The organism is Nitratireductor sp. ZSWI3 (assembly GCF_024655565.1).
Classification (GTDB): domain Bacteria; phylum Pseudomonadota; class Alphaproteobacteria; order Rhizobiales; family Rhizobiaceae; genus Nitratireductor.
This window is the reverse complement of record NZ_JANKOF010000004.1, coordinates 1-19020: the sequence shown is the minus strand read 5'-3', so window position 1 is coordinate 19020 and position 19020 is coordinate 1. Positions and strand designations below refer to the sequence as shown.

The following is a 19020-nucleotide window of genomic DNA, read 5'->3' as shown; positions in this document are numbered from 1 at the left end:
CGGCTGCAGAAAGAATCCTGTCGCTATTGTGGTGGCTGTCTCGATCGGGTCCTCTGCTGATTGTGAGCAGGAGGCGCCCGATCATGCTCCGCTAGGCGGGAGGCGAAGTAGTGACCACGTGCTGTTAACTCAGCTCCGCCACCACCTGCAAAAAGGCGGCGCTTGTGTGCGTCATTTGCGGCGGGTGCCACGCTGCCGCCAACGGCAGCCGCGGCGCATCCGGCTTGACCGGGCGGAAATCCACCCCCGGCCTGCCGACCGCCGCGATCCCGCTCGTTACAAATCCCATCCCGACACCTGCGGCAACCAGGCCTGTCAACGTCGTCATGGGTGTCACTTCCTGGACAACGTTCGGGCTGATCCCCTCATTCTGAAAAAGCGCGATGATGCGGTCATAGATGCTGGGTCCGATGCTGCGGGGTGCGAGCAGAAACGGTTCCCCGCCGAGATCGGCCACCCGGATCCTTGAATGTGCGGCAAGCCGGTGCGATGTCGGCAACGCCAGGACGAGAGGCAGGTCCGGTAGCGGATGTATGTCAAGTTCGGGCGTCGCAAGCGGTGGATGGAGTACGGCAAGGTCGAGATCGCCCGCGGTCAGTGCCGCTTCAAGAAGGGGAGAGTTCATCTCTACGAGCTCGACGACAACGTCCGGAAAGCGGCTCCTGAACGTCCTGACCGCCTCCGGAAGAACGCCATAGAAGGCGATCACGGTGAATCCGAGACGCAGGCGCCCGGTTTCTCCCCGCACCGCTCGCAGAGCTTGCGATTTGGCCGCTCGTGCATAGGCCACGGCCTTTTGTGCAGGCTCCAGGAAGGCAAGTCCGGCCGGAGTAAGGGCGACATGACGGCGATCGCGCTCGAACAAGGCGGTGCCGACCTCCTCTTCGAGAGTGCGGATGCGCTGGCTGAGAGACGGCTGGGTGAGATTGAGTTTTTCTGCCGCCCGCCTGAAATGCAGCAGCTCGGCGACGGTTGTGAAACAGAGAAGTGAGCGAATATCCATGGCGATCAGTGATTTTCTTTGACTATCACAGAGAGATGAATTCCGATTGGACCGCAATCAGTTTCTCGGTTCATCCTCACAAGGACAAGATGAATTTTCGCCTGCAAGGACCTTGTTGAGGACAAGACATGACCATCGTCCGTCGCTTCCGTGTTTACGCCGCCATAGCCATTTTTGGCCTGCCAAACTCCGCTGCCGCAGAAATGCCGGCCTTCATCAATGACATCTCCGCCGGAACGATCGCCGTGATCTCGGATGGTGACTTCGTGGCCCAAACCTACGCCACCGGCCGGCTCGCTCCCCCTGAGGCCGGATATCGCGACACCCTGACGATCCTGTCACTTGCCGATGGCCGCGTCGCCTCAAGCGCGCTTCCCGTCTCGAACTCCGTCACCGCTCCGCCAGAGATCATGGAACTTGCTCCCGATGGCCTGACGGCCTTCGTGATTGAGCGGCTCGGTGAACGCTCCCGGGGCAGCGAAGTCATAAGTGATCTGCCGTCGGGCCGTCGTCTTTTCGCGATTGACCTTACTGACAAGACCAATCCGCGCATCGCGGCGGCGACCGATATTGCGGAGTTGCCTGAGGCTCTTGCCGTCAGTCCGGACGGACGTCGTGTTGCGGTGGTGGCGAATACGCCTGATGCGAGCCTGGTTCAAATAGCGCGCTATGATGAAGGCTCGTTCGGTCAGATCAAGAGTTTTGACCTTTCGGAATACGGTATCGTCGGCAAGGGTGAGACACCGCGCGGCGGTGTGACGGCCACCGCGGTAAACTGGCATCCTTCGGGCAGGTTCATCGCCGTGAACATCAACACGCAGAATCGGGTGGCTTTTTTCGAGCTGCTGGAGACGGATGGCGGTCTCGCTCTAAAACCGTGGGGCAACGTTGTCGAGGTCGGTAGGGATCCCTTTGTCGGGCGTTTCACGCCTGACGGCGGCTACTATCTCACTTCCGATTGGGGACGTGACTTCACGGCGACAACCTTGGAAGGGCGGCTGCCCGAGCAGGCATCCTCGGTAAGTGTCATTCGTCTGGCAGATCTCACGGCCACCGACGCTGCCGTGCGTCATGAACGGATAGGGGGTACGGCTACCGACGTGTCGGCCGAGGGCATCGCAGTCAGTCCGGACGGTCTGCTGATTGCGACCATCAATATGCGAGGCACGCCGCTACCACCCGTTTCACCGCGTTTCGATCGCGAAGCCAGTGTGACGCTGTTGACCTTCGATCCACAGAATGGCGACCTGACCAAGGTCGCGGACTACCCCGTCGACGGCGTTCTACCCGAAGGGGGCACTTTCGACCTGACAGGCGAACATTTCCTGGCGACCGTGTTTCAAGGGCATGACCAAGCCGCCTCCGATGCTGGGGCGGGACTTGAGGTATTCCGTGTCGTTCGCGGCGAGCCGCCGGCCCTTGAAAGGCTCGGGCGCATTCCCATGCCGCATGGTGCGCATCATGTCGATGTCGCGCGATAAAACGCAGACCATGCCAAGCACGTTGCCGAAGCGGATCGCTCCGATCCTTCCCTGGTTGATCCTGGCCGCCAGCGCTGCCCTTGCAGACACCGATCACAGAGATGGATTCATGCGATACGCGCGCGTCGATCGACCGGACGGCAGTTTTCGGAAACTGTTCATCGACGAGAAAACGCTCGGCGCATTGCGGCTCGGCCAAGCTGTTTCCGATGGTGCCTCCATAATCATGGAGAGTTATTCGGGTCCCGACGAAGTGCGATCCGTATTTGCCAAGAAGCGGAAAAACGGACGCTGGCAGTATGGCTCGCTCAATCCTGGAGAACCGCTTACCGCCTTTCGCCCTCGGCCCCAATGTTCGGGATGTCATGTGGCGGCCAATGATTCCGATGGGGTGTTTACGCTTTCGATGCTGCAACGCTTTGCCGAGACCGGCGAACCGCAGGAGATCAGATGCCCCCGTGTCGGTCGCATACCCTGTGATCGTTCGGTCTACGACACGCGATAGAGCTATAACGCATTCAGGGGCTGAGCCTGTCACCGTTAACGCGGATACCAACGGGCACATTTCCCCGAACGGCTTTGGAATAGGGGCATGTCGCGTGCGCGTGGCTGACCAGATCTTCGGCAGTTTCACGGTCCAGCCCATCGATGATGACTTCAATTTCGACACTGAGGGTGAAGTCACTGGTTTCGGACCGCAGCAAATCGACGGTGCTCGCCACCGAAAGAGATGAAAACTGAATATCGGCGTGGCGCGCAACAAAGCGCAGCGCGCTCTCGAAGCAAGCGGCGTAACCGGCCGCAAACAGTTGTTCTGGATTGGTCGCCCCTCCGGCGCCGCCGAGTTCTTTTGGCGCGGCGAGGTCGAGTTGGAGAACACCGTCAGAACTTGCGACGCTGCCGCGCCGGCCGCCGGCAGCCTGCACCGTTGTCGAATAGACCTTTTGCATGGTCACCTGTCCGTCGTGTCGTTGCGCGCAGCACCCGGCGTGGCAAGAGGCGTGTCCGCTACTGCCTCGAGGTACCTTGCAATTTCGGTATGGTCTGCCGTGGGATCAAGATGCCGGGCTGCAGCCTCGACGATGTGCCCTGCCGCCTGCGAGAGGGAGGCAATCGACTCACTGGTTCGATCCAGTGACAACGCCGTTGCCACATCCTTCGCCATCAAGGCATGCGCAAAACCGGACGCATAGTTGCCGGAGAGAACGAACTGCTCGATCTTGCGGTCGGTTGAGTTGTTGCGACCGGTCGAAACGTTCAGCACGCGATTCATGAGGTGAGGATCAAGCCCAAAATGCCTTCCCAGCAACAATGTTTCGATCGTCAGAACCAGAGTGCCGGCGGACAGCAGGTTGTTCAGCGCCTTCATCGCCTGTCCGGTTCCCAGGGAACCCGTTTCGAAGATCATGCTTCCAACGATGTCGAAAACGGGTCTTGCGCGGGCGACTTGTTCGGATTCGCCGCCTGCCATAATCGTCAAGGTTCCTTCCTTGGCTCCCTTTACGCCGCCGGAGACCGGCGCATCGACGATTGCCGTGTCCGACCTCGCCAACTCTGACAAAAGTGGTCCGTAGGTGCCCGGATGGGACGAACTCATGTCTATGATAAGTCCGCCCTTCGCCATTACCGAACAAAGGGCAGGCCCGCCATCGCCGCGGATCACCTGTTCTACGACAGCCCCGTTGGGCAGCATCAGCACGACGATTTCACAGCCTTCCGCCGCCTGTACCGCGGTCCCTGCCGCTTCCGTGCCGGTTTCCAGACCGAACGCGCGGCAACGATCCGGATCAGCGTCATGGATCCTCATCTCGAACGAACCGGCTTCCACCAATCGGCGAGCCATTGGAAACCCCATATTGCCCAGACCGATGAAGGCTACCTTCGTCTTTCCTTTCGCGGATGTGCCCATTCTTCCTCACCATGTGCGATTACAGGAATAGAAGCATACTGTATTACAATCCATTGACAAGTGTGGTTTTGCAGATATTCTGAATGCGCTGCGGCCTGGGCCCCGGGAGTGAGGCAAGGAAGCCGGAACGCATGCGAACAACAATGTGGAGGATGTCATGCTTAGAATTCTGGGAATGTGTGCAGCTCTCGGCCTGATGGCAGGAACCGCCTCGGCTGAGATCGAGGAGATGACCCTCCGGTATGCCGTTCACGTGCCGGAGAACAATGTCGTGTCCGACTCCGACAAGTTCTTTGCAGAGAAAGTCGAGGAACTGTCCGGCGGCAAGATCAAGGTCGATATTTACTGGAACCGCGCGTTGGGCCGTCAGGCCGAGATGCTCCCTCTCATCAGTGCAGGCGCCGTGGATTTCACAACGCTTGAGACCGGCCAGTATGGCGAGACACCCGTGGTGGGGTTCGGGAATTCATTGCCGATGACCTTTTTCGATGCCCGGGAAATGGTCACCATTTCCCGTGGATTGTACGAAGAGGTCGCGCCCATACAAGAGGAGATGGAGCGCATCGGCGCGACCATGATCTGGGTCCGTCATCTGCCGAATTATCGTCTGATTTGCCGTGAGCCTTATAAGACGATGGCGGATCTGAGGGGTAAGAAACTCCGGTCCTACGGCGCCTACGTGCCGATCATGTGGCAGTCGATCGGAGCCAATCCTGTCAACGTTGTAGCCACGGAAATCTACGACGGCCTCGCCAAGGGAGTGATCGATTGCGCCTATCTGCCGATCCCGTTTCTGTCGAGCTACAAGCTCTATGAACCTGCTCCTTATCTCCTAGACCTCAAGCTCGGCATGATCGAATACGCGCCCACGCTGGTGCCGACTGTTGTCTGGAACAACTGGTCGGAGGAGGTCCAAGAGATCGTGCGGGAAGCGGGTCGGCAGGCGGAAGAGTTTGCGATTTCGCAGACCGAGGAAAATACCGACGCCATGGAAGCGGATATGATCGCAGCCGGTGCCACCCTCGTCACGTTCGAGGAAAAGGATGCCTTCAAAGCAGCGGTGCCCGACATGATCGAGGAGTGGGCCAAGCGCCAACGTGAACAAGGCAGGCCGGCTGCGGCAGACGCAGTATCGAATTATGTGCGCAGCAGAATGAGCAACTAGACTGCACGGACTGACTACAGGGGAGGACGTCATGGCTGAAGCGCGCGGGTTCGGCGCGGGTGTCGTCGAAACAGCGGATCGAGTGCTCCGTTACTGTACCTTCGCAACTCTGGTGGTATCCAGCCTGGCCATCGGCGTTCTTGCCCTCCTGGGAACCGCCGACATCGTCGGCGTTTCCCTCTTCGAGCGATCCATCCCCAGTGCGATCGAACTGATGGAGGCGACGGCGGCCGTCGCAATCGCCGGTGCCATGGGAGCTGCCCAATATGAGCGGGCGAACATCGAGGTTGACATACTCACGGGCGCCCTCAGTGACGGTATGCGCCGATTTGCCGAGGCGCTGGCGGGATTTTGCGGTTTTGTCGTGTTTGCCGCCTTGTTTCAGGAAAGTGCCAAGCTTGCCATCCGCAGCCTGGATGTTCTCGAGCTGAACCACGGCTTCGTCGCGTTCCCGATCTATCCGTTCAAGATCCTCGTGGCCGTCGGTTTTGGAATCACAGCGCTGCAGTTTCTCCGCCTGCTGCTGCGGGCACTTCTCGGTCGGCCTACGACCAAGTCGGAGAGCCTGTTCCCCCAACTTCACAAAGTGCCGGAAAGGGAAGGCTGAATGTCTCCTCTTGCAGTTGGTTTTGGAGCCATCGTCCTGATGATGCTCCTGGCGTTGTTCGGCGTCCCTGTAGGCGTCGCGGTAGCCCTGGTCGCGGGATTGGGCATGATCGCCACGACGGGTGTCCCATATTCTCTCGTCACGTTCCAGTCCGTGCCCTACGCGGCGCTCACGGACTACGCCTTCATCGTCGTGCCGATGTTCATCCTGATGGGCAACATTGCCTGGCGCTCCGGCATCATCGAGGAGATGTTCAACGTCGCTGCGATGTGGATGGCGCGTGCCCGAGGGGCCTTGTTCTACGCGGTCACCCTGGCATCAGCGGGTTTTTCAGCGGTGTCAGGCTCGACGGTTGCGAACGCGGCGGTCTTCACCCGGATCGTCCTCCCGGAGATGCTTCGCCTCGGCTACGACCGCAAGCTCACAACGGGATGCGTGGCAGCGGCGGGCACCTTCGCTGTCCTGATCCCACCTTCGCTAGCCTTTGTCCTTTACGCCATCATGACCGGAGAATCCGTGGGACGGCTTTTCATGGCGGGGGTTTTTCCCGGTCTTCTCACAGCAGCAGCCTACATGGCCGCGCTGCGACTGCTCATCTGGCATCGTCCTGAGCTTGCGCCGGAACCCATAGCTCGCGTTCCTCTCGGCAAGAGAGTAAAGGCTTTGCAGGGCCTATGGGGCATCCTCGCTCTGGTGGCGGTGGTGCTCGGCGGCATATACACCGGCATTGTCCCGCCCTCTGCGGCCGGGGCGGTCGGCGCCGTTGGCGCACTTCTCATTGCGCTGCTCAGGCGGCGGATGAGCTGGGCGGCCCTGTGGGATTGCGTTGCCAGGTCGGCCGTCACCACCGCTTCGCTTTTCTTCATCGTGATATCGGGGTTCCTCTTTTCCCGTTTTCTGATCAGCGCAGGTTTCGTGCCGCAGTTGACGGCTCTGGTCTCCGACGCAGAGATCGGCAAATGGGAATTCCTGGCGATCATGGTCGCCGTCTACATTGTGCTCGGTATGTTCATCGACGGCGCTTCAATGGCTGTCGTCACATTGCCATTTGTGTATCCGATCGCGCAAAGCCTCGGCATAGACGGCATCTGGTTCGGCGTGATCTTCGTCAAGCTCGTTGAAATTGGAGCGATAACTCCGCCGATTGGTATCAATCTCTTCGCGGTCATTTCAGCGAGCGATGGCACAGTTCAGATGAGCGACGTGATACGCGGCATATGGCCATTCATTGTCGTTGAAGCATGTGTCTTTGCGGTGATACTTGCCGTCCCCGCCTTATCGACCTGGCTGCCGGGAACCATGTTCTGATGCTGCATGAACTGCGAATCTACGAACTGCGCGTTGACGGGGTGGCGCCCTACCTGAAGCTCTTTGAGACGGTTGGCTTGCCGATCGTGCAACGCTACATGAAACTGGTCGGATACTGGCGCAATGTCAGTGGCAATCCCAATGGCGTCACGCATCTGTGGGCGCATGAGAGTTTTGCGACTCGGCAGGCTGCGCGAGAAGGGCTCGCGAACGACGCCGAATGGCGGGATCGTTATCTACCGCGCGCGCTGCCATTGATCGAGCGTCAGCACGTCACACTCCTCCAGGCTATGGATTTTTCGCCGATCCGCTGACCCTCGCCTCCGGGTGCGTTGGCCAATCGGATGGAATCAGTTGGAGCGAAGCATTTCGATAAGGTCGTCGATAAGCCCGTGTGGGTCAGACCGACCCTTGCCATCTTCGGAAAGATGGCCGCTGAGGGCCATGTTTATCGATCCGTGCATGAGGGCCATGAACATGGCAGCCGTTCGTTGATCATCCCCTGGCCTTATTTGGTCATTCTTACGAAGCGCCGCGATGGATTCGACAAACAGACGCAACGTTTCATTGGCGGCCTGAGCTAGGTCCTCGTCGTATCGCTCCCAGCGCCCGAAGATCAATCCGAACCGGTTGGGGTATTTCAGCCCCCAACGAACGTGATCGTGGGCCATCTGCTGGAAGGCGGACAATGGATCGTTGGACGCTGCCGAAACCGCGATCATCACAGCGGTTCTTGCACGCAGTTCCTGCGCGGCAACGGCCGCAAGCAACGCTTCCTTGTCCTGGAAATGCTTGTAAGGCGCGTTGTGTGACAGACCCGCAATCTGGGCGACACCACGCAAGGTCACGCCGTCCGGACCTGACAGGTCCAGCAACTCGGTCGCTGCCGCGAGGATGGAATCGCGTGTTGTCGCCATGCCAACGTGAGATCGCCTTCCCGTGACAATGTCAACCATGGGAAATCAGAGGGGCTACTGGCTGGCTGTTCTGGACGTATTGCCCACAGGCTGGATTCTCCAAAATCCCGCCTGTGGGCTGTTTGGATCATTCGCCAGTGACGGGTGAGGAGACTCCGTTGGTCGCCGGTGCGATCGAACCGTCTGCCGGCTCGGGATCGGCCCCCTCGCTCAGACCCAGCCAATCGCTGAGCCGGGCCAACCAACGGGGCGCCCACCAGTTGGTCGAGCCGAGAAGCTGCATCGCTGCGGGCACGACGACCGATCGAACGATCGTGGCATCGATGACGACCGAAAGCGTCATGCCGATGCCGAACGTGATGAGGAACAGCGATCCGGCCGTCAGGCCCATCGTGGCGAGAACCACGATCATCAGAATCGCTGCGCGGGTGATGATCGATCCCGTCTGCTGCAATCCCGTCGCGACAGCGCGCCTGTTGTCACCGGTAGCGAGGTAGGCTTCGCGGATTCGGCTGACCAGGAACATTTCGTAGTCGGTGACCAGCCCGAACGCGATCGTGACGATCAGTCCGGGCGTCCAAAGATCGGTGGTGCCGACGACCTGAAAGTCGAGCAGGCCGGCAAGGCCACCGAGCTGAAAGCCCCACACGACGATGCCCAGGGAGGCTGCCAGCGACAGGAAAGCACAAAGGACCGCCTTGATCGGTACGAGAACCGAGCGGAAGGCCAGAGCGATCAGGATCAGCGTCATGGCGGCTATGAAGCCAAGCGCTCCCGGCAATGCCGCAAGCGTGGCGGCGTTGTTGTCGAGGCTTATGGCGGGACCGCCATGCCCGCCGACGAGGACGGTGGTTCCGGATGGCGGCGGCGTCGCACGAATGTCGCGCACCAGCTGCAAGGGACCTGGGTCATCGGCTTCGCCGCGATAATCGACTTTTATCCACGTGAGCTCCGTATCGGCCAGGTGAACGCGTGCGGCAGCAGCGACCGGCAGTTCGGCCAGGGCTGCGAGATATGCCTGAAGATCAGATTCGCCCACGGGTCCCTGCAGGGCCAGATCGAGCGACATCCCTGCCGGCCCGTGCTGCGGGAACTCGACGCCTGTATAGTGAGCAACAGTCTGTCCCTGATTGTCGGCAGGCAAGTAGCGATGGTTCGTTAGTCCCGGCCGCAGCTCCAGTAGAGGCGCGGCGGCAACGAGCAGCGCCAGGAGGCCGAGCAGAAGCGACACGGCAGGTCGCCTGCTCACCACGCGGGCAAGCAACGCCCAGCCACCTTCGTCCGGGCCACGACCGGCGCGGCCGAATCGCGGTAGAGGAACACGCCCTGCATTCACCCGGTGTCCGAGGATGGCCAGCACAGCAGGAAGCACAACGACGCCTGCGACGATGTTGAACATGACTGCGCTGATGCCGCCCCAGGCGAAGGAATGCGATATCGGTTGCGGGAAGAGCAGCAAGCCGCTCAGACCGGTGATGACGGTCAGCCCGGAGATCGCAACGGTTCGACCGGCGGTGGCAGTGGTCGCAATCACTGCCGCTTCGACACCGCCGCCCCGCTCCAGTTCTTCGCGGAACCTGCTGACGACAAAGAGGCCGTAGTCCACTGCCAATCCCAGTCCGATCAGCATGACAATCTCAAGTGCGAAGATCGAGACATCGGTCACCGTGGTGAGCAGCCGCAGCATGACCAGCGATCCCAGGATCGCAAACATGCCCAGAGCGACCGGGATGGTCGCTGCCACGAACCCCCGATAGAACAGGATCAACAGGACCAGCAGGATCGGCAACGAGATCACCTGCGCCGTCGCCAGGTTTGCCGATGCTTCGCGCTGCAACTCGAATACGCTGGTCAGTCCGCCACCCAGATATGTCGCGATGCCGTCGCCGGCCTTGATGAGATCCTGGATCTCGCCATAAGCCTCCATGCGCGCCTCCTGGTCCTCTCCATGCAGCGTGATCACGGCGTAGGTTGCGTGGCGGTCAGGGCTGACGAGTTCGGCGCGTTGATCCGCCGTCAATCCCGGCGTCCAATAGCTGACGACGGACATGACCCGGGCCGCTGGCAAAGCATCCAGCACGTCCTGGACGGGAGTGGCGAACGCGGGGTCATCCACCGTTCGTCTGCCGGATTCGTCATCGAAAACCGCAACGACGTCCGGATCACCCGGCCGGTGCCCGAAGTGGCCTTCCAGCAGATCGTTGGCGCGGGTTACCTCCGCTGTTTCGGGAGCAAGGCCGCCGGTGGTCAAGAACCCGAACACACCGCTGCCCCAAGTGATCGCCAAGGCCACGAAGAGACCGGAGGCAAGCAATACGAGCCACCGATATCGATATGCGAATAGTCCCAAGCTTGAGAACATGGATGCTGTCCCTGGTTCATGAGGGGCGAGTCCATGCGCCTTCCATCTGCCTGACTCGCCCAAGTTGACAGTGTCAACCTAGGCGCAGTCGGTGTACAGTGTCAACCAGTATGGCAAGCTAGGCCAGAGGGGTGTGTTGCGCGCCGATACCGCTGGGCCCGAAACCACGGCCGACCGCTCCGTCACGGTCTGGAGCCCCAGCGATAATCGACGCCAATCGTCATTATAGCTGCCCTCGCGGACGGATTTCCAACATACGCAATTCCACGTTGGCCGGCGTGCTGAGCGCATAGGACACTGCGTCGGCCACGTCATCAGGCAGGATCGGTTGATATCCGCGGTTGCGGATCGAAGCCAGGACCTCGGGATCTTCCGTCGCATCCAGGATGCCTGTCCCTCCGACGAGCCCCGGACAGATCTCCGTGACGCGTATGCCGTGATGTGACAATTCGACCCGCAAACCTTGGGTTACGGCGGCCAAGGCATGTTTCGTTGCGGCGTAGACGGTGGTGTAGGGATAGACCGCTCGCGCAAGTGCAGAGGAGATGTTGATGATATGTCCCTCGCCACGCGCAGCCATTTTGCCGCCGATACGCCGACACAGGTCAATGGTGGCAAGAACATTGATATCAAACATTTGCGCATCATCGTCGGTCGAACCTTTGAGGAACGGTGTCTGGCGCTGCCAACCCGCAGCGTTGATCAGGGCACCGGCATCTTCTCCCGCTTCGGCGAGGCGGGCCCTCGATCGAGGATCGCGGAGGTCGCATTCGACAATAAGATGCTGATTGCCTGGAAGATTGTTCGCAATCTGAGCAAGCCGATCCGACGGCATGTCGGAAAGCACCAGCCTGTGCCCATCCTTAGCGAGACGCGAGGCGATCGCCCTTCCGATCCCGCCGGCGGCTCCCGTGATCAGGATCGGCATTTTTGTGTCTCCCATGCGAGCCTCCATCTTGAATATTATTGTCTTACAGTAGTAGAGTATTCCTGAAATCGATAGCAGGAGATTGCCGTGAAGTACAGAACCTTGGGCCGTTCAGGGCTGTTGGTTTCCGAGCTTTGCCTCGGTGCGATGACGTTTGGAGGCGGTGGGGTCTGGGATCAAATCGGCGCCGTTGACGGCCATGGAGCGAAGGAACTGTTGGCTGCGGCGCTCGACGCTGGTGTCAATCTGGTCGACACGGCCGATTACTATTCGCTCGGGCAATCGGAGACGATGTTGGGTGCGGCCTTGGCTGCGCTGAACGTTCCGCGCGATCGGGTGCTGATCGCGACGAAGGGCAGACTCAGAATGGGGGACGGTCCGAACGATGTCGGGTCATCCCGTCATCATCTGATCCAGGCGGCGGAAGCGAGCCTGAAGCGATTGGGGACGGATTACATCGACCTCTACCAGTTGCACGGCTTCGATCACGTTACGCCGATCGAAGAGTCGGTCCGGGCACTGGAAGACCTGATCAGGGCAGGGAAGGTGCGTTATATCGGCTTCTGCAACTTCCCTGCCTGGGAAGCGATGAAAGCAATGGCTGTCTGCGAACACCTCAGAACCAATCGCTTCATCTCCACGCAAGTGTACTACAATCCTGGCCTTCGCGACTTCGAACGGGAACTTCAGCCGTTTTGTCTGGATCAGGGGGTCGGCGCGCTTGTCTGGAGCCCGCTTGCCGGTGGACTGCTAACGGGAAAGTACCGCAAGAACGGCAGCGGCCGCCGAAATGCCTTCGACTTTCCTCCGGTGAACGGGCGCGTTCTTGATGAATTGCTCGCAGTTCTGGACATGATCGCGACAAGACGGGATGTGACCGTGGCTCAGGTTTCTTTGGCCTGGACTCTTGCCCGCGCAGGGATATCCAGCGTGATTCTGGGCGCACGATCGGTTTCTCAGTTGCAGGAAACATTAAGGGCGACTGAGCTGGTGCTCGACGAGACCGACATGGCGGCGATCGATGCTGCCACACCACTTCCCCCTGTTTATCCGGAATGGATGGTGGAAAGACAGAAGAACGACCGGCTCCCTGGCGCGACAGCCGGGTTGATACCGCTAAAAGCAGGAGAGAACGAATGACCACGACCGGACGCGACGAAGAAAAGGTTGTGGTCATCGGTGGCTCTTCAGGTATAGGCCGCGCAACCTCGCTCATGCTTGCGCAGAAAGGTGCGCACGTCACAATCGCTGGCCGGCGGCGGCAACCGCTGGAAGCGGTGGCCAGTAGGGCCGATCGAATCGAGGTTCGTGAGCTCGACCTGGCATCGGAAGCATCGCTCGACGTGTTCGCCCAGGAGCTTGGGTGCTTCGATGCTCTGGTGATTTCCGCAGGCGTCCGGGGAGTGGGCAAGCCATTCCTCGATGCGCCCTTTTCGGATATGGCAGCACAGATCGAGCTTCGGCTGACATACACCTTGCGCGCGGTCCATCGTCTGGCGCCGCTATTGTCTCCGGAAGGTTCGATCGTGCTCATTTCCGGCATTGCCGCGCGTCGCGCACTCGCCAACGCCGTAGCGTTGACGGTAACCAATGCCGGGCTCGAAGCGGCGGTTCTGGGACTTGCGAAGGAGCTGGCGCCCGTGCGGGTCAATGCAGTTTCACCAGGGCGGCTTGACACCGGCTATTGGGATGGGCTGCCGGAGAATCTGCGCCAGCGGATGCGGGAGGATGCTGCCGCCAAATTGCCAGTGCGGCGGATCGGTACTGCCGAAGACGTCGCGAGTGCCGTCTGCTTTCTGCTTGGTCACAGCTTCATCACAGGCACGGTGCTTGATTGTGACGGGGGGATGAAGCTTGCCTAGGGTCAGGACCTATTAATATGGCCGCAATGGTCGGCCTGATTTGTGCGGATACGCGGAGCAGGACCGCAGGAAGACTTCACGTCTTTCAAGGTCTTGCGACAAAGTAGCCCGTGCAAATCAGGCCGATCCGAAGGACGCTCGATAGACCGGCGAGCTGCCGTGTCAAAGCCCTTGACCGGGGGAAAGACCCCGCTCTGCGGGCTTTTCCTTGCATCTCTTGGTCTATCGAACGCCATTGTGGTCATATTAATAGGTCCTGACCCTAGCTAATCCTGCACCTGCGCCATGACCGTCTTCGCAGCCTCCTGGACGTGGCTGCGAGAAAGGGCAAAGGCATGCTCCGCGTCGCGCTTGGTTATCGCCGCCACGATCGCCTCTATTTCCTTGAGGCTTTCCGGGAGCCGGGTCGGAGACGACAGGGACAGTGTTCGCACCTGATTGATACGGGCATTGATGGTGCAAAACATACCAGGCAGAACATCGTTGTTCGACCCTGTCATCAGCAAATCATAGAAGTCGTTCTTCGCCTGCATGCGCGCCGCAAGATCGCCTCGCGAGTATGTGTCGCGGATGCGGTCCAACTTCTTGGACAACAATCCAATTTGCTCGTCAGTGGCATTTTGTGCGAAGGCGAAAGCGGCTGTCGCCTCCAGTGCCGCCCGCACCTCGTACAAGCTGCGGATCATGCTGCGATCGAGCTTCGTGACGACCGGACCCCGGTTGGGAACCGTGGTGACAAAGCCCTCGGCATCAAGCTGCCGCAAGGCTTCGCGGATGGGCGGCCTGCTCACGCCGAACATTTCGCACAGGTCACGCTCGACCAATCGCTGACCGGGCGCGAACTGGCCGGAGGAAATCGCCTGGCGCAACGCGTCGACAACCTGTTGGCGCACGGGAGCTGCGACAAATGACAGCTTCGTCGATTGCTCCATCACTGACCTCATGTAGTTCCGTATGATCGGCTTACACTCTGACTAAGCCGTTTGCTGTTCTTCCGCAACACCCGTGGGAAGGGCGCCTTCCTCGAGCATCACCGCATGGGCGACTTTGAACGCATCGAGCCCCGCCGGTATGCCGCAGTAGATGGTCACCTGCATGAGCACTTCTTTGATCTCGTCTGGCGTGAGCCCGTTCTTCAAAGCACCCCGTACATGAAGACGCACCTCCGCCATTCGATTGAGGGCGGTAATCATGGCGAGGTTGATGATGCTTCTCGTCTTGCGGTCGAGCCCCGGACGCGTCCAGATCCGCCCCCAGCACCACTCGGTGGTAAGCTCCTGAAACGCCATCATGAAATCATCGGCGGCTTCGAGGGACTTGTCCACATAGTCTGCCCCAAGCACCTCACGGCGAACCTTGAGACCCGCGCTGAAGAGTTCCGTCCTGGATTCACTGTCCGCTGCCATTGTGCTTCCTTCCGTATTCGTGAGCTACAGTAGTCTTGTATTACAATGTGAGCTATGGCAGAGAGAACGTCAAGGACTTCTGAGAGGAGATTGTCAATGAAGGCTGCTGGCTTGCCCATCCACGGGACATGCGATCCCGCCTTTTCCAGTGTGCGTGACGCATTCGCCGCGAACTTCGAAGAAGGAATGGAAGTCGGCGCTTGCTGCGCCGTTTTCGTAGAGGGGCGGAAGGTCGTAGATTTGTGGGGTGGCTATACAGATGAGACATCCAGTGTTGAGTGGAGCCGCGACACGATCGTTAACCTGATGTCCGTGGCCAAGGGGGTCGCCTCGCTCAGCATTCATCGATTGGTCTCGCAGGGGAAACTTGAGTTGGACGAGCCGATCGCGCGCTACTGGCCGGAGTTCGCGAAGAACGGCAAGGACCGCATCCTTGTGCGGCACGCGCTCGATCACCGGGCGGGGATTCCAATCATCGAGGATCCGCTTTGGTCAGGCGCCGTATATGATTGGGATGCGATGATCCGCGCGCTGGAAGCGCAGACCCCGATATTCCCTGTGGGCCAACAGCCTGCCTATCACACCGTGACGATGAGCTTCCTTCTTGGAGAGTTGGTGCGCCGAGTGACCGGCGATTCGCTTGGTTCCTATTTCAAGCGCGAGATCGCCGAACCGCTTGAACTGGATTATTGGTTGGGCTTGCCGGAAAGCGAACACTCCCGCTGTGCGCGCTTTATCCCCTGGACCGGCTACAACAACAGAACCGGCAACGGTGACGGTCCTCCTGAATTGCTCATCAAGGCATGGCAGCAGTTCGATCCCGCCAACGATGACGGCTATAATTCGGCACAGTTCAGATCGGCCCAGATCCCGGGGGTCAGCGGGCACGGAAACGCGAGGGCGATCGCCAAGCTCTATGCTGGTCTTGCCCTTGGCGGCACGCTGGATGGTCATCAGATCATTCCCCAGGACGCATTGATGCGGGCAACAGAACTGCAATGGGAGGATGAAGAGCCCGTGCTTACTCACGACTACCGGATGGGACTCGGTTTCACGCTGAATTCAAAGGACGCCTATATGGGTCCCAATGCAGAAGCCTTCGGACATGTTGGCGCCGGCGGTTCGACGGGTTTTGCCGATCCCGTGGCGCATGTGGGTTTTTCCTATGGGATGAACCGTATGTATCCCACGCGAGACAACGGTCCGCGCGCCCGCAGGCTGATTGAGGCAACTTACGCGTCTCTGGAGGGGTCGGCATGAGCAACGGCTGGGAGATATTTGCCATTCGGTATAGCCGGCTCCCGCGCAAGCGGCGGGAGAACATGATTTTCTGCCCGCCGGAGCGGCAGGACGAGGAGATGCCGATCGACTATTCCTTTTGGGTTTTGAGAAACGAGGCGGAGGTCTGGGTGGTCGATACCGGATATTCGACGGAACTCGCCGCCCAACTCGGTCGCACCTTTATCTGTGATCCGATCGAGACATTAAGAGAGATGGGCATTGCGCCGGAAGCGGTGAGGAACGTGATCCTGACCCATCTTCACTACGACCACGCGGGCAATCTCCACCGGTTCCCGAACGCCCGGTTCCTCCTGCATGCGGCGGAGCTTCCCTTCGCAACCGGCTGGTATGCGAAGGAGCCCACATTCGCGTTCGCCTTCAACAAGGTGCATGTGATGCAGGCGGTCGAGCTTGTGTATGATCGCCGGGTCGATTTTGTCGAAGGGGACACTGTCGTTGCCCCAGGTATCGAACTCTATCACATTCCCGGGCATAGCCCTGGGCATCTGTCCGTCCGAGTGCATACGACACGTGGATGGGTTTTGCTGGCGGTGGATGCAGCGCACTTCATCGACAATATGGTGGAGCGGCGACCCTATCCCATCTATCTCGACCTCCATGAGACCCTGATGGGCTATGATCGCCTTGCCGAGTTGTGCCCGAATCCGGAGCTTCTCATTGGCGGGCATGATTCCAGCGTCATCGAGCGCTATCCGTCGCTTCCAGGCTTCGAGGGAAAGGTTGCCGCCTTGCACCTTGCTCCTGGCCCCTGAAGCTGCGCGGAACTCCTGATGTTCCGGCTGCAAAGACAAGAGCTCTTGAGAGAAAGAGCCTTCATCGGTGGCGTCTGGATTGGCGATCCCGAGCGACCGGTCGCCAATCCGGCAACAGATGCTGTCGTGGGGCACGTCCCGCATCTGGATGGTCAGGCATCGCAGGCGGCAATACGCGCAGCCGTCGCTGCTTTCCGCGGCTGGGCAGGCCAGTCTGCCTTTGCGCGCGCGGACCTTTTGAAGCGCTGGTTCCAGCTGATCATGAAGCATCAGGAAGATCTGGCGAGTATCCTCACCGCCGAGCAGGGAAAGCCGCTGAGGAAAGCACGGGCTGAGATCGAATACGCGGCCCGCTATGTCGAGTACTACGGCGAGGAAGCGAAGCGCATCTATGGCGAAACGGTTCCCTCGCCGTTTCCCGACAGCCGAATCCTCGTCCTCCGCCAGCCTGTGGCGTTGTCGCGGCAATTACACCGTGGAATTTTCCGGCGGCCATGGTGACGCGCAAGCTCGCACCTGCCTTGGCGGCGGGCTGCACGACGATTCTGAAACCGGCACAGGAGACGCCGCTGACGGCTTTGGCCCTCGCATTCCTTGCCGAGGAAGCCGGTTTTCCCGAGGGTACAATCAACGTGGTCACTGGCGACGCGGCAGAAATTGGAGAGGCTCTCTGCGCCAGTGTGGACGTTCGCTGCTTGACATTTACGGGCTCGACACCGGTTGGCCGCCTGTTGATGGCTGCCTGCGCGGGAACCGCGCCGCGATCACGCTGGTGAGAATGGTCGGAACATTGAAGGCTTTTGCCAGCTTCGCCAGCGCGGTCGTGTTGTTGACCACCATGTGCGGATCGTGGCTGTTCAGGTTCGCGAGCTGGTAAGGCTGGTGATCGATCAGAACGAGGACCGAATCCTCGGGACGAAGAAGCGAATCGAGGCCGTTACGAGGGGTCGTCAAGACATCCTTTCTCTGCCGCCATGGGCGGCAATGGGGTCACGGGAGACATGCGCCAGCGGGTGACGTTGCCGGAACGCAATTTGCTGTTCCTTTTGGTGCTGGGGTAGTGCGATAGTCAGGCAAGCCGTGTCGCGGAACGGGGAACGCCAGAATGGACATCGAAGATCTGCAGACATTCGTCGCTGTGGCCGACACCGGGGGCGTATCGGCCGCCGCGCGCCGGCTCGGCGTCTCCAAGTCAATCGTCAGCCGGAGGCTTTTCCGGATTGAAGCGGAACTCGGTGTCCAGCTCCTTGCGCGAACGACCCGCGGCGCCGCGCTCACGGAAGCGGGAAGCACGTTCAGGGATCATGCGGCCCGCGCCAGCGCCGAGATCGACATCGCCAGGGAAACGATCCTTCCGAGCGGTGATCTTCGCGGCCGCCTGCGGGTTGCCATGCCGCTTACTTTCGGCCCCACCCACTTCGCCCCCGTGCTTGCTGAAATGGCGCGCCAGCACCCAAAGCTCCACATCCATACCTACTACAGTGATCGTTTCGTCGATCTTATCGCCGAAGGTTTCGATTGCGCGATCCGGGCTGGCTATCTTCAGGATTCCAACCTGATCGCGAAGCGCATCGGGCCGTTCCATGGCAAGCTTGTCGCAAGCCCGGACTATATCGCAGCGCACGGTTCACCTGAGACGCCAGACAACCTCGTCACCCATCAGGCCCTCATGCAAGGAACGGAAACCTGGCAATTCATGGATGGCGGCAAGGTTGTCACGGTTCAGCCGCAGGGCAGGTTCAAGGCCGACAACGCTATGGCACTTGCCGCGGCGGCGGCGGCAGGCCTCGGCATCGCCTGGCTCCCCGATTGCATCATACATGACTATGTGGCCTCCGGCGCGCTCGTTCCGATCATGACGCGCTATCCCGTACCGGCAGCAGGTGCGTATGTCGTCCGTCCGCCAGGTCAACATCCCGCCCGGAAAGTGCGGATCCTCACCGAGATGCTGACTGAGCATTTCAAACGGAACCCGGATCTTTGGGGTCTCGACCGCTAGGACGGATCGACATTTGGGA

The 19020-nt window shown here is 60.0% G+C and carries 19 protein-coding genes and 2 pseudogenes; 12 read left to right on the top strand and 9 right to left on the bottom strand.

Annotated features, from left to right (window positions below):
- Nucleotides 1-124 precede the first annotated feature (124 nt).
- Complete coding sequence (locus tag NUU27_RS02505) at nt 125-1003, bottom strand: LysR family transcriptional regulator (RefSeq protein WP_257760474.1); 879 nt, start codon at nt 1001-1003, stop codon at nt 125-127.
- A 128-nt stretch (nt 1004-1131) separates the two neighbouring features.
- Here NUU27_RS02505 and NUU27_RS02500 point away from each other — a divergent pair, with 128 nt between their 5' ends.
- Nucleotides 1132-2484, top strand: coding sequence for a lactonase family protein (locus NUU27_RS02500; RefSeq protein WP_257760473.1), 1353 nt, complete (start codon nt 1132-1134; stop codon nt 2482-2484).
- A complete protein-coding gene (locus NUU27_RS02495) occupies nt 2465-2989 on the top strand; it encodes a hypothetical protein (protein WP_257760472.1) in 525 nt (174 codons plus the stop codon). The genes NUU27_RS02500 and NUU27_RS02495 overlap by 20 nt, the downstream gene beginning before the upstream one ends.
- A 13-nt stretch (nt 2990-3002) precedes the next feature.
- Here NUU27_RS02495 and NUU27_RS02490 read toward each other — a convergent pair whose 3' ends face one another.
- Both NUU27_RS02490 and NUU27_RS02485 read right to left on the bottom strand, forming a co-directional pair.
- Nucleotides 3003-3434 carry an organic hydroperoxide resistance protein gene (locus NUU27_RS02490; protein WP_257760471.1) on the bottom strand — a complete coding sequence of 144 codons (432 nt, stop codon included), beginning with the start codon at nt 3432-3434 and terminating at the stop codon, nt 3003-3005.
- 2 nt (nt 3435-3436) lie between these two features.
- A complete protein-coding gene (locus NUU27_RS02485; RefSeq protein WP_257760470.1) occupies nt 3437-4393 on the bottom strand; it encodes an NAD(P)-dependent oxidoreductase in 957 nt (318 codons plus the stop codon).
- A gap of 157 nt (nt 4394-4550) precedes the next feature.
- Here NUU27_RS02485 and NUU27_RS02480 point away from each other — a divergent pair, with 157 nt between their 5' ends.
- From NUU27_RS02480 to NUU27_RS02465, 4 genes are read left to right on the top strand one after another with little or no spacing between them, the layout of a single operon-like run.
- Nucleotides 4551-5558, top strand: a complete 1008-nt coding sequence (locus NUU27_RS02480) for a TRAP transporter substrate-binding protein (protein ID WP_257760469.1) — start codon at nt 4551-4553, stop codon at nt 5556-5558.
- A 31-nt stretch (nt 5559-5589) separates the two neighbouring features.
- Nucleotides 5590-6165, top strand: coding sequence for a TRAP transporter small permease (locus tag NUU27_RS02475; RefSeq protein ID WP_257760468.1), 576 nt, complete (start codon nt 5590-5592; stop codon nt 6163-6165).
- Complete coding sequence (locus NUU27_RS02470; RefSeq protein ID WP_257760467.1) at nt 6166-7473, top strand: TRAP transporter large permease; 1308 nt, start codon at nt 6166-6168, stop codon at nt 7471-7473.
- Nucleotides 7473-7787, top strand: coding sequence for an NIPSNAP family protein (locus NUU27_RS02465; protein ID WP_257760466.1), 315 nt, complete (start codon nt 7473-7475; stop codon nt 7785-7787). Before NUU27_RS02470 ends, NUU27_RS02465 begins: the two co-directional genes overlap by 1 nt.
- Nucleotides 7788-7823: 36 nt before the next feature.
- On the opposite strand, the gene NUU27_RS02460 is transcribed toward NUU27_RS02465, so the two are convergent.
- From NUU27_RS02460 to NUU27_RS02450, 3 genes are all read right to left on the bottom strand, one after another.
- The gene (locus NUU27_RS02460; protein WP_257760465.1) at nt 7824-8390 is read right to left on the bottom strand and encodes a TetR/AcrR family transcriptional regulator; all 567 of its coding nucleotides are present in this window, start codon (nt 8388-8390) and stop codon (nt 7824-7826) included.
- Between the two features lie 127 nt (nt 8391-8517).
- The gene (locus NUU27_RS02455) at nt 8518-10752 is read right to left on the bottom strand and encodes an MMPL family transporter (protein ID WP_257760464.1); all 2235 of its coding nucleotides are present in this window, start codon (nt 10750-10752) and stop codon (nt 8518-8520) included.
- Between the two features lie 223 nt (nt 10753-10975).
- Nucleotides 10976-11695, bottom strand: coding sequence for an SDR family oxidoreductase (locus NUU27_RS02450; RefSeq protein WP_257760463.1), 720 nt, complete (start codon nt 11693-11695; stop codon nt 10976-10978).
- A 72-nt stretch (nt 11696-11767) separates the two neighbouring features.
- Between NUU27_RS02450 and NUU27_RS02445 the strand changes: the two genes are divergently transcribed.
- Together NUU27_RS02445 and NUU27_RS02440 are read left to right on the top strand one after the other, a co-directional pair.
- On the top strand, nt 11768-12820 hold the full coding sequence (locus tag NUU27_RS02445) for an aldo/keto reductase (protein ID WP_257760462.1): 1053 nt from the start codon (nt 11768-11770) through the stop codon (nt 12818-12820).
- Nucleotides 12817-13542: an SDR family oxidoreductase gene (locus NUU27_RS02440; RefSeq protein ID WP_257760461.1), complete on the top strand. Its 726-nt coding sequence runs from the start codon at nt 12817-12819 to the stop codon at nt 13540-13542. Before NUU27_RS02445 ends, NUU27_RS02440 begins: the two co-directional genes overlap by 4 nt.
- A gap of 266 nt (nt 13543-13808) precedes the next feature.
- Here NUU27_RS02440 and NUU27_RS02435 read toward each other — a convergent pair whose 3' ends face one another.
- Nucleotides 13809-14474, bottom strand: coding sequence for a GntR family transcriptional regulator (locus tag NUU27_RS02435; RefSeq protein ID WP_257760460.1), 666 nt, complete (start codon nt 14472-14474; stop codon nt 13809-13811).
- Nucleotides 14475-14516: 42 nt separating this feature from the next.
- The gene (locus NUU27_RS02430; protein ID WP_257760459.1) at nt 14517-14948 is read right to left on the bottom strand and encodes a carboxymuconolactone decarboxylase family protein; all 432 of its coding nucleotides are present in this window, start codon (nt 14946-14948) and stop codon (nt 14517-14519) included.
- A gap of 96 nt (nt 14949-15044) precedes the next feature.
- Between NUU27_RS02430 and NUU27_RS02425 the strand changes: the two genes are divergently transcribed.
- The 3 genes and pseudogenes from NUU27_RS02425 to NUU27_RS25555 all read left to right on the top strand — a co-directional run bounded on the left by NUU27_RS02425 (nt 15045) and on the right by NUU27_RS25555 (nt 17778).
- Nucleotides 15045-16208: a serine hydrolase gene (locus tag NUU27_RS02425; RefSeq protein ID WP_257760458.1), complete on the top strand. Its 1164-nt coding sequence runs from the start codon at nt 15045-15047 to the stop codon at nt 16206-16208.
- Nucleotides 16205-17002 carry an N-acyl homoserine lactonase family protein gene (locus tag NUU27_RS02420; protein WP_257760457.1) on the top strand — a complete coding sequence of 266 codons (798 nt, stop codon included), beginning with the start codon at nt 16205-16207 and terminating at the stop codon, nt 17000-17002. Before NUU27_RS02425 ends, NUU27_RS02420 begins: the two co-directional genes overlap by 4 nt.
- An 18-nt stretch (nt 17003-17020) precedes the next feature.
- Nucleotides 17021-17778 (top strand): annotated as a pseudogene (locus tag NUU27_RS25555) (aldehyde dehydrogenase family protein).
- Here NUU27_RS25555 and NUU27_RS02405 read toward each other — a convergent pair.
- Nucleotides 17756-17956, bottom strand: a pseudogene (locus NUU27_RS02405) (hydrolase); the annotation flags it as partial. The pseudogenes NUU27_RS25555 and NUU27_RS02405 overlap by 23 nt on opposite strands.
- A 151-nt stretch (nt 17957-18107) precedes the next feature.
- On the opposite strand from NUU27_RS02405, the gene NUU27_RS02400 reads away from it, so the two are divergent.
- Nucleotides 18108-19001: a LysR family transcriptional regulator gene (locus NUU27_RS02400; RefSeq protein WP_257760454.1), complete on the top strand. Its 894-nt coding sequence runs from the start codon at nt 18108-18110 to the stop codon at nt 18999-19001.
- Nucleotides 19002-19020 lie beyond the last annotated feature (19 nt).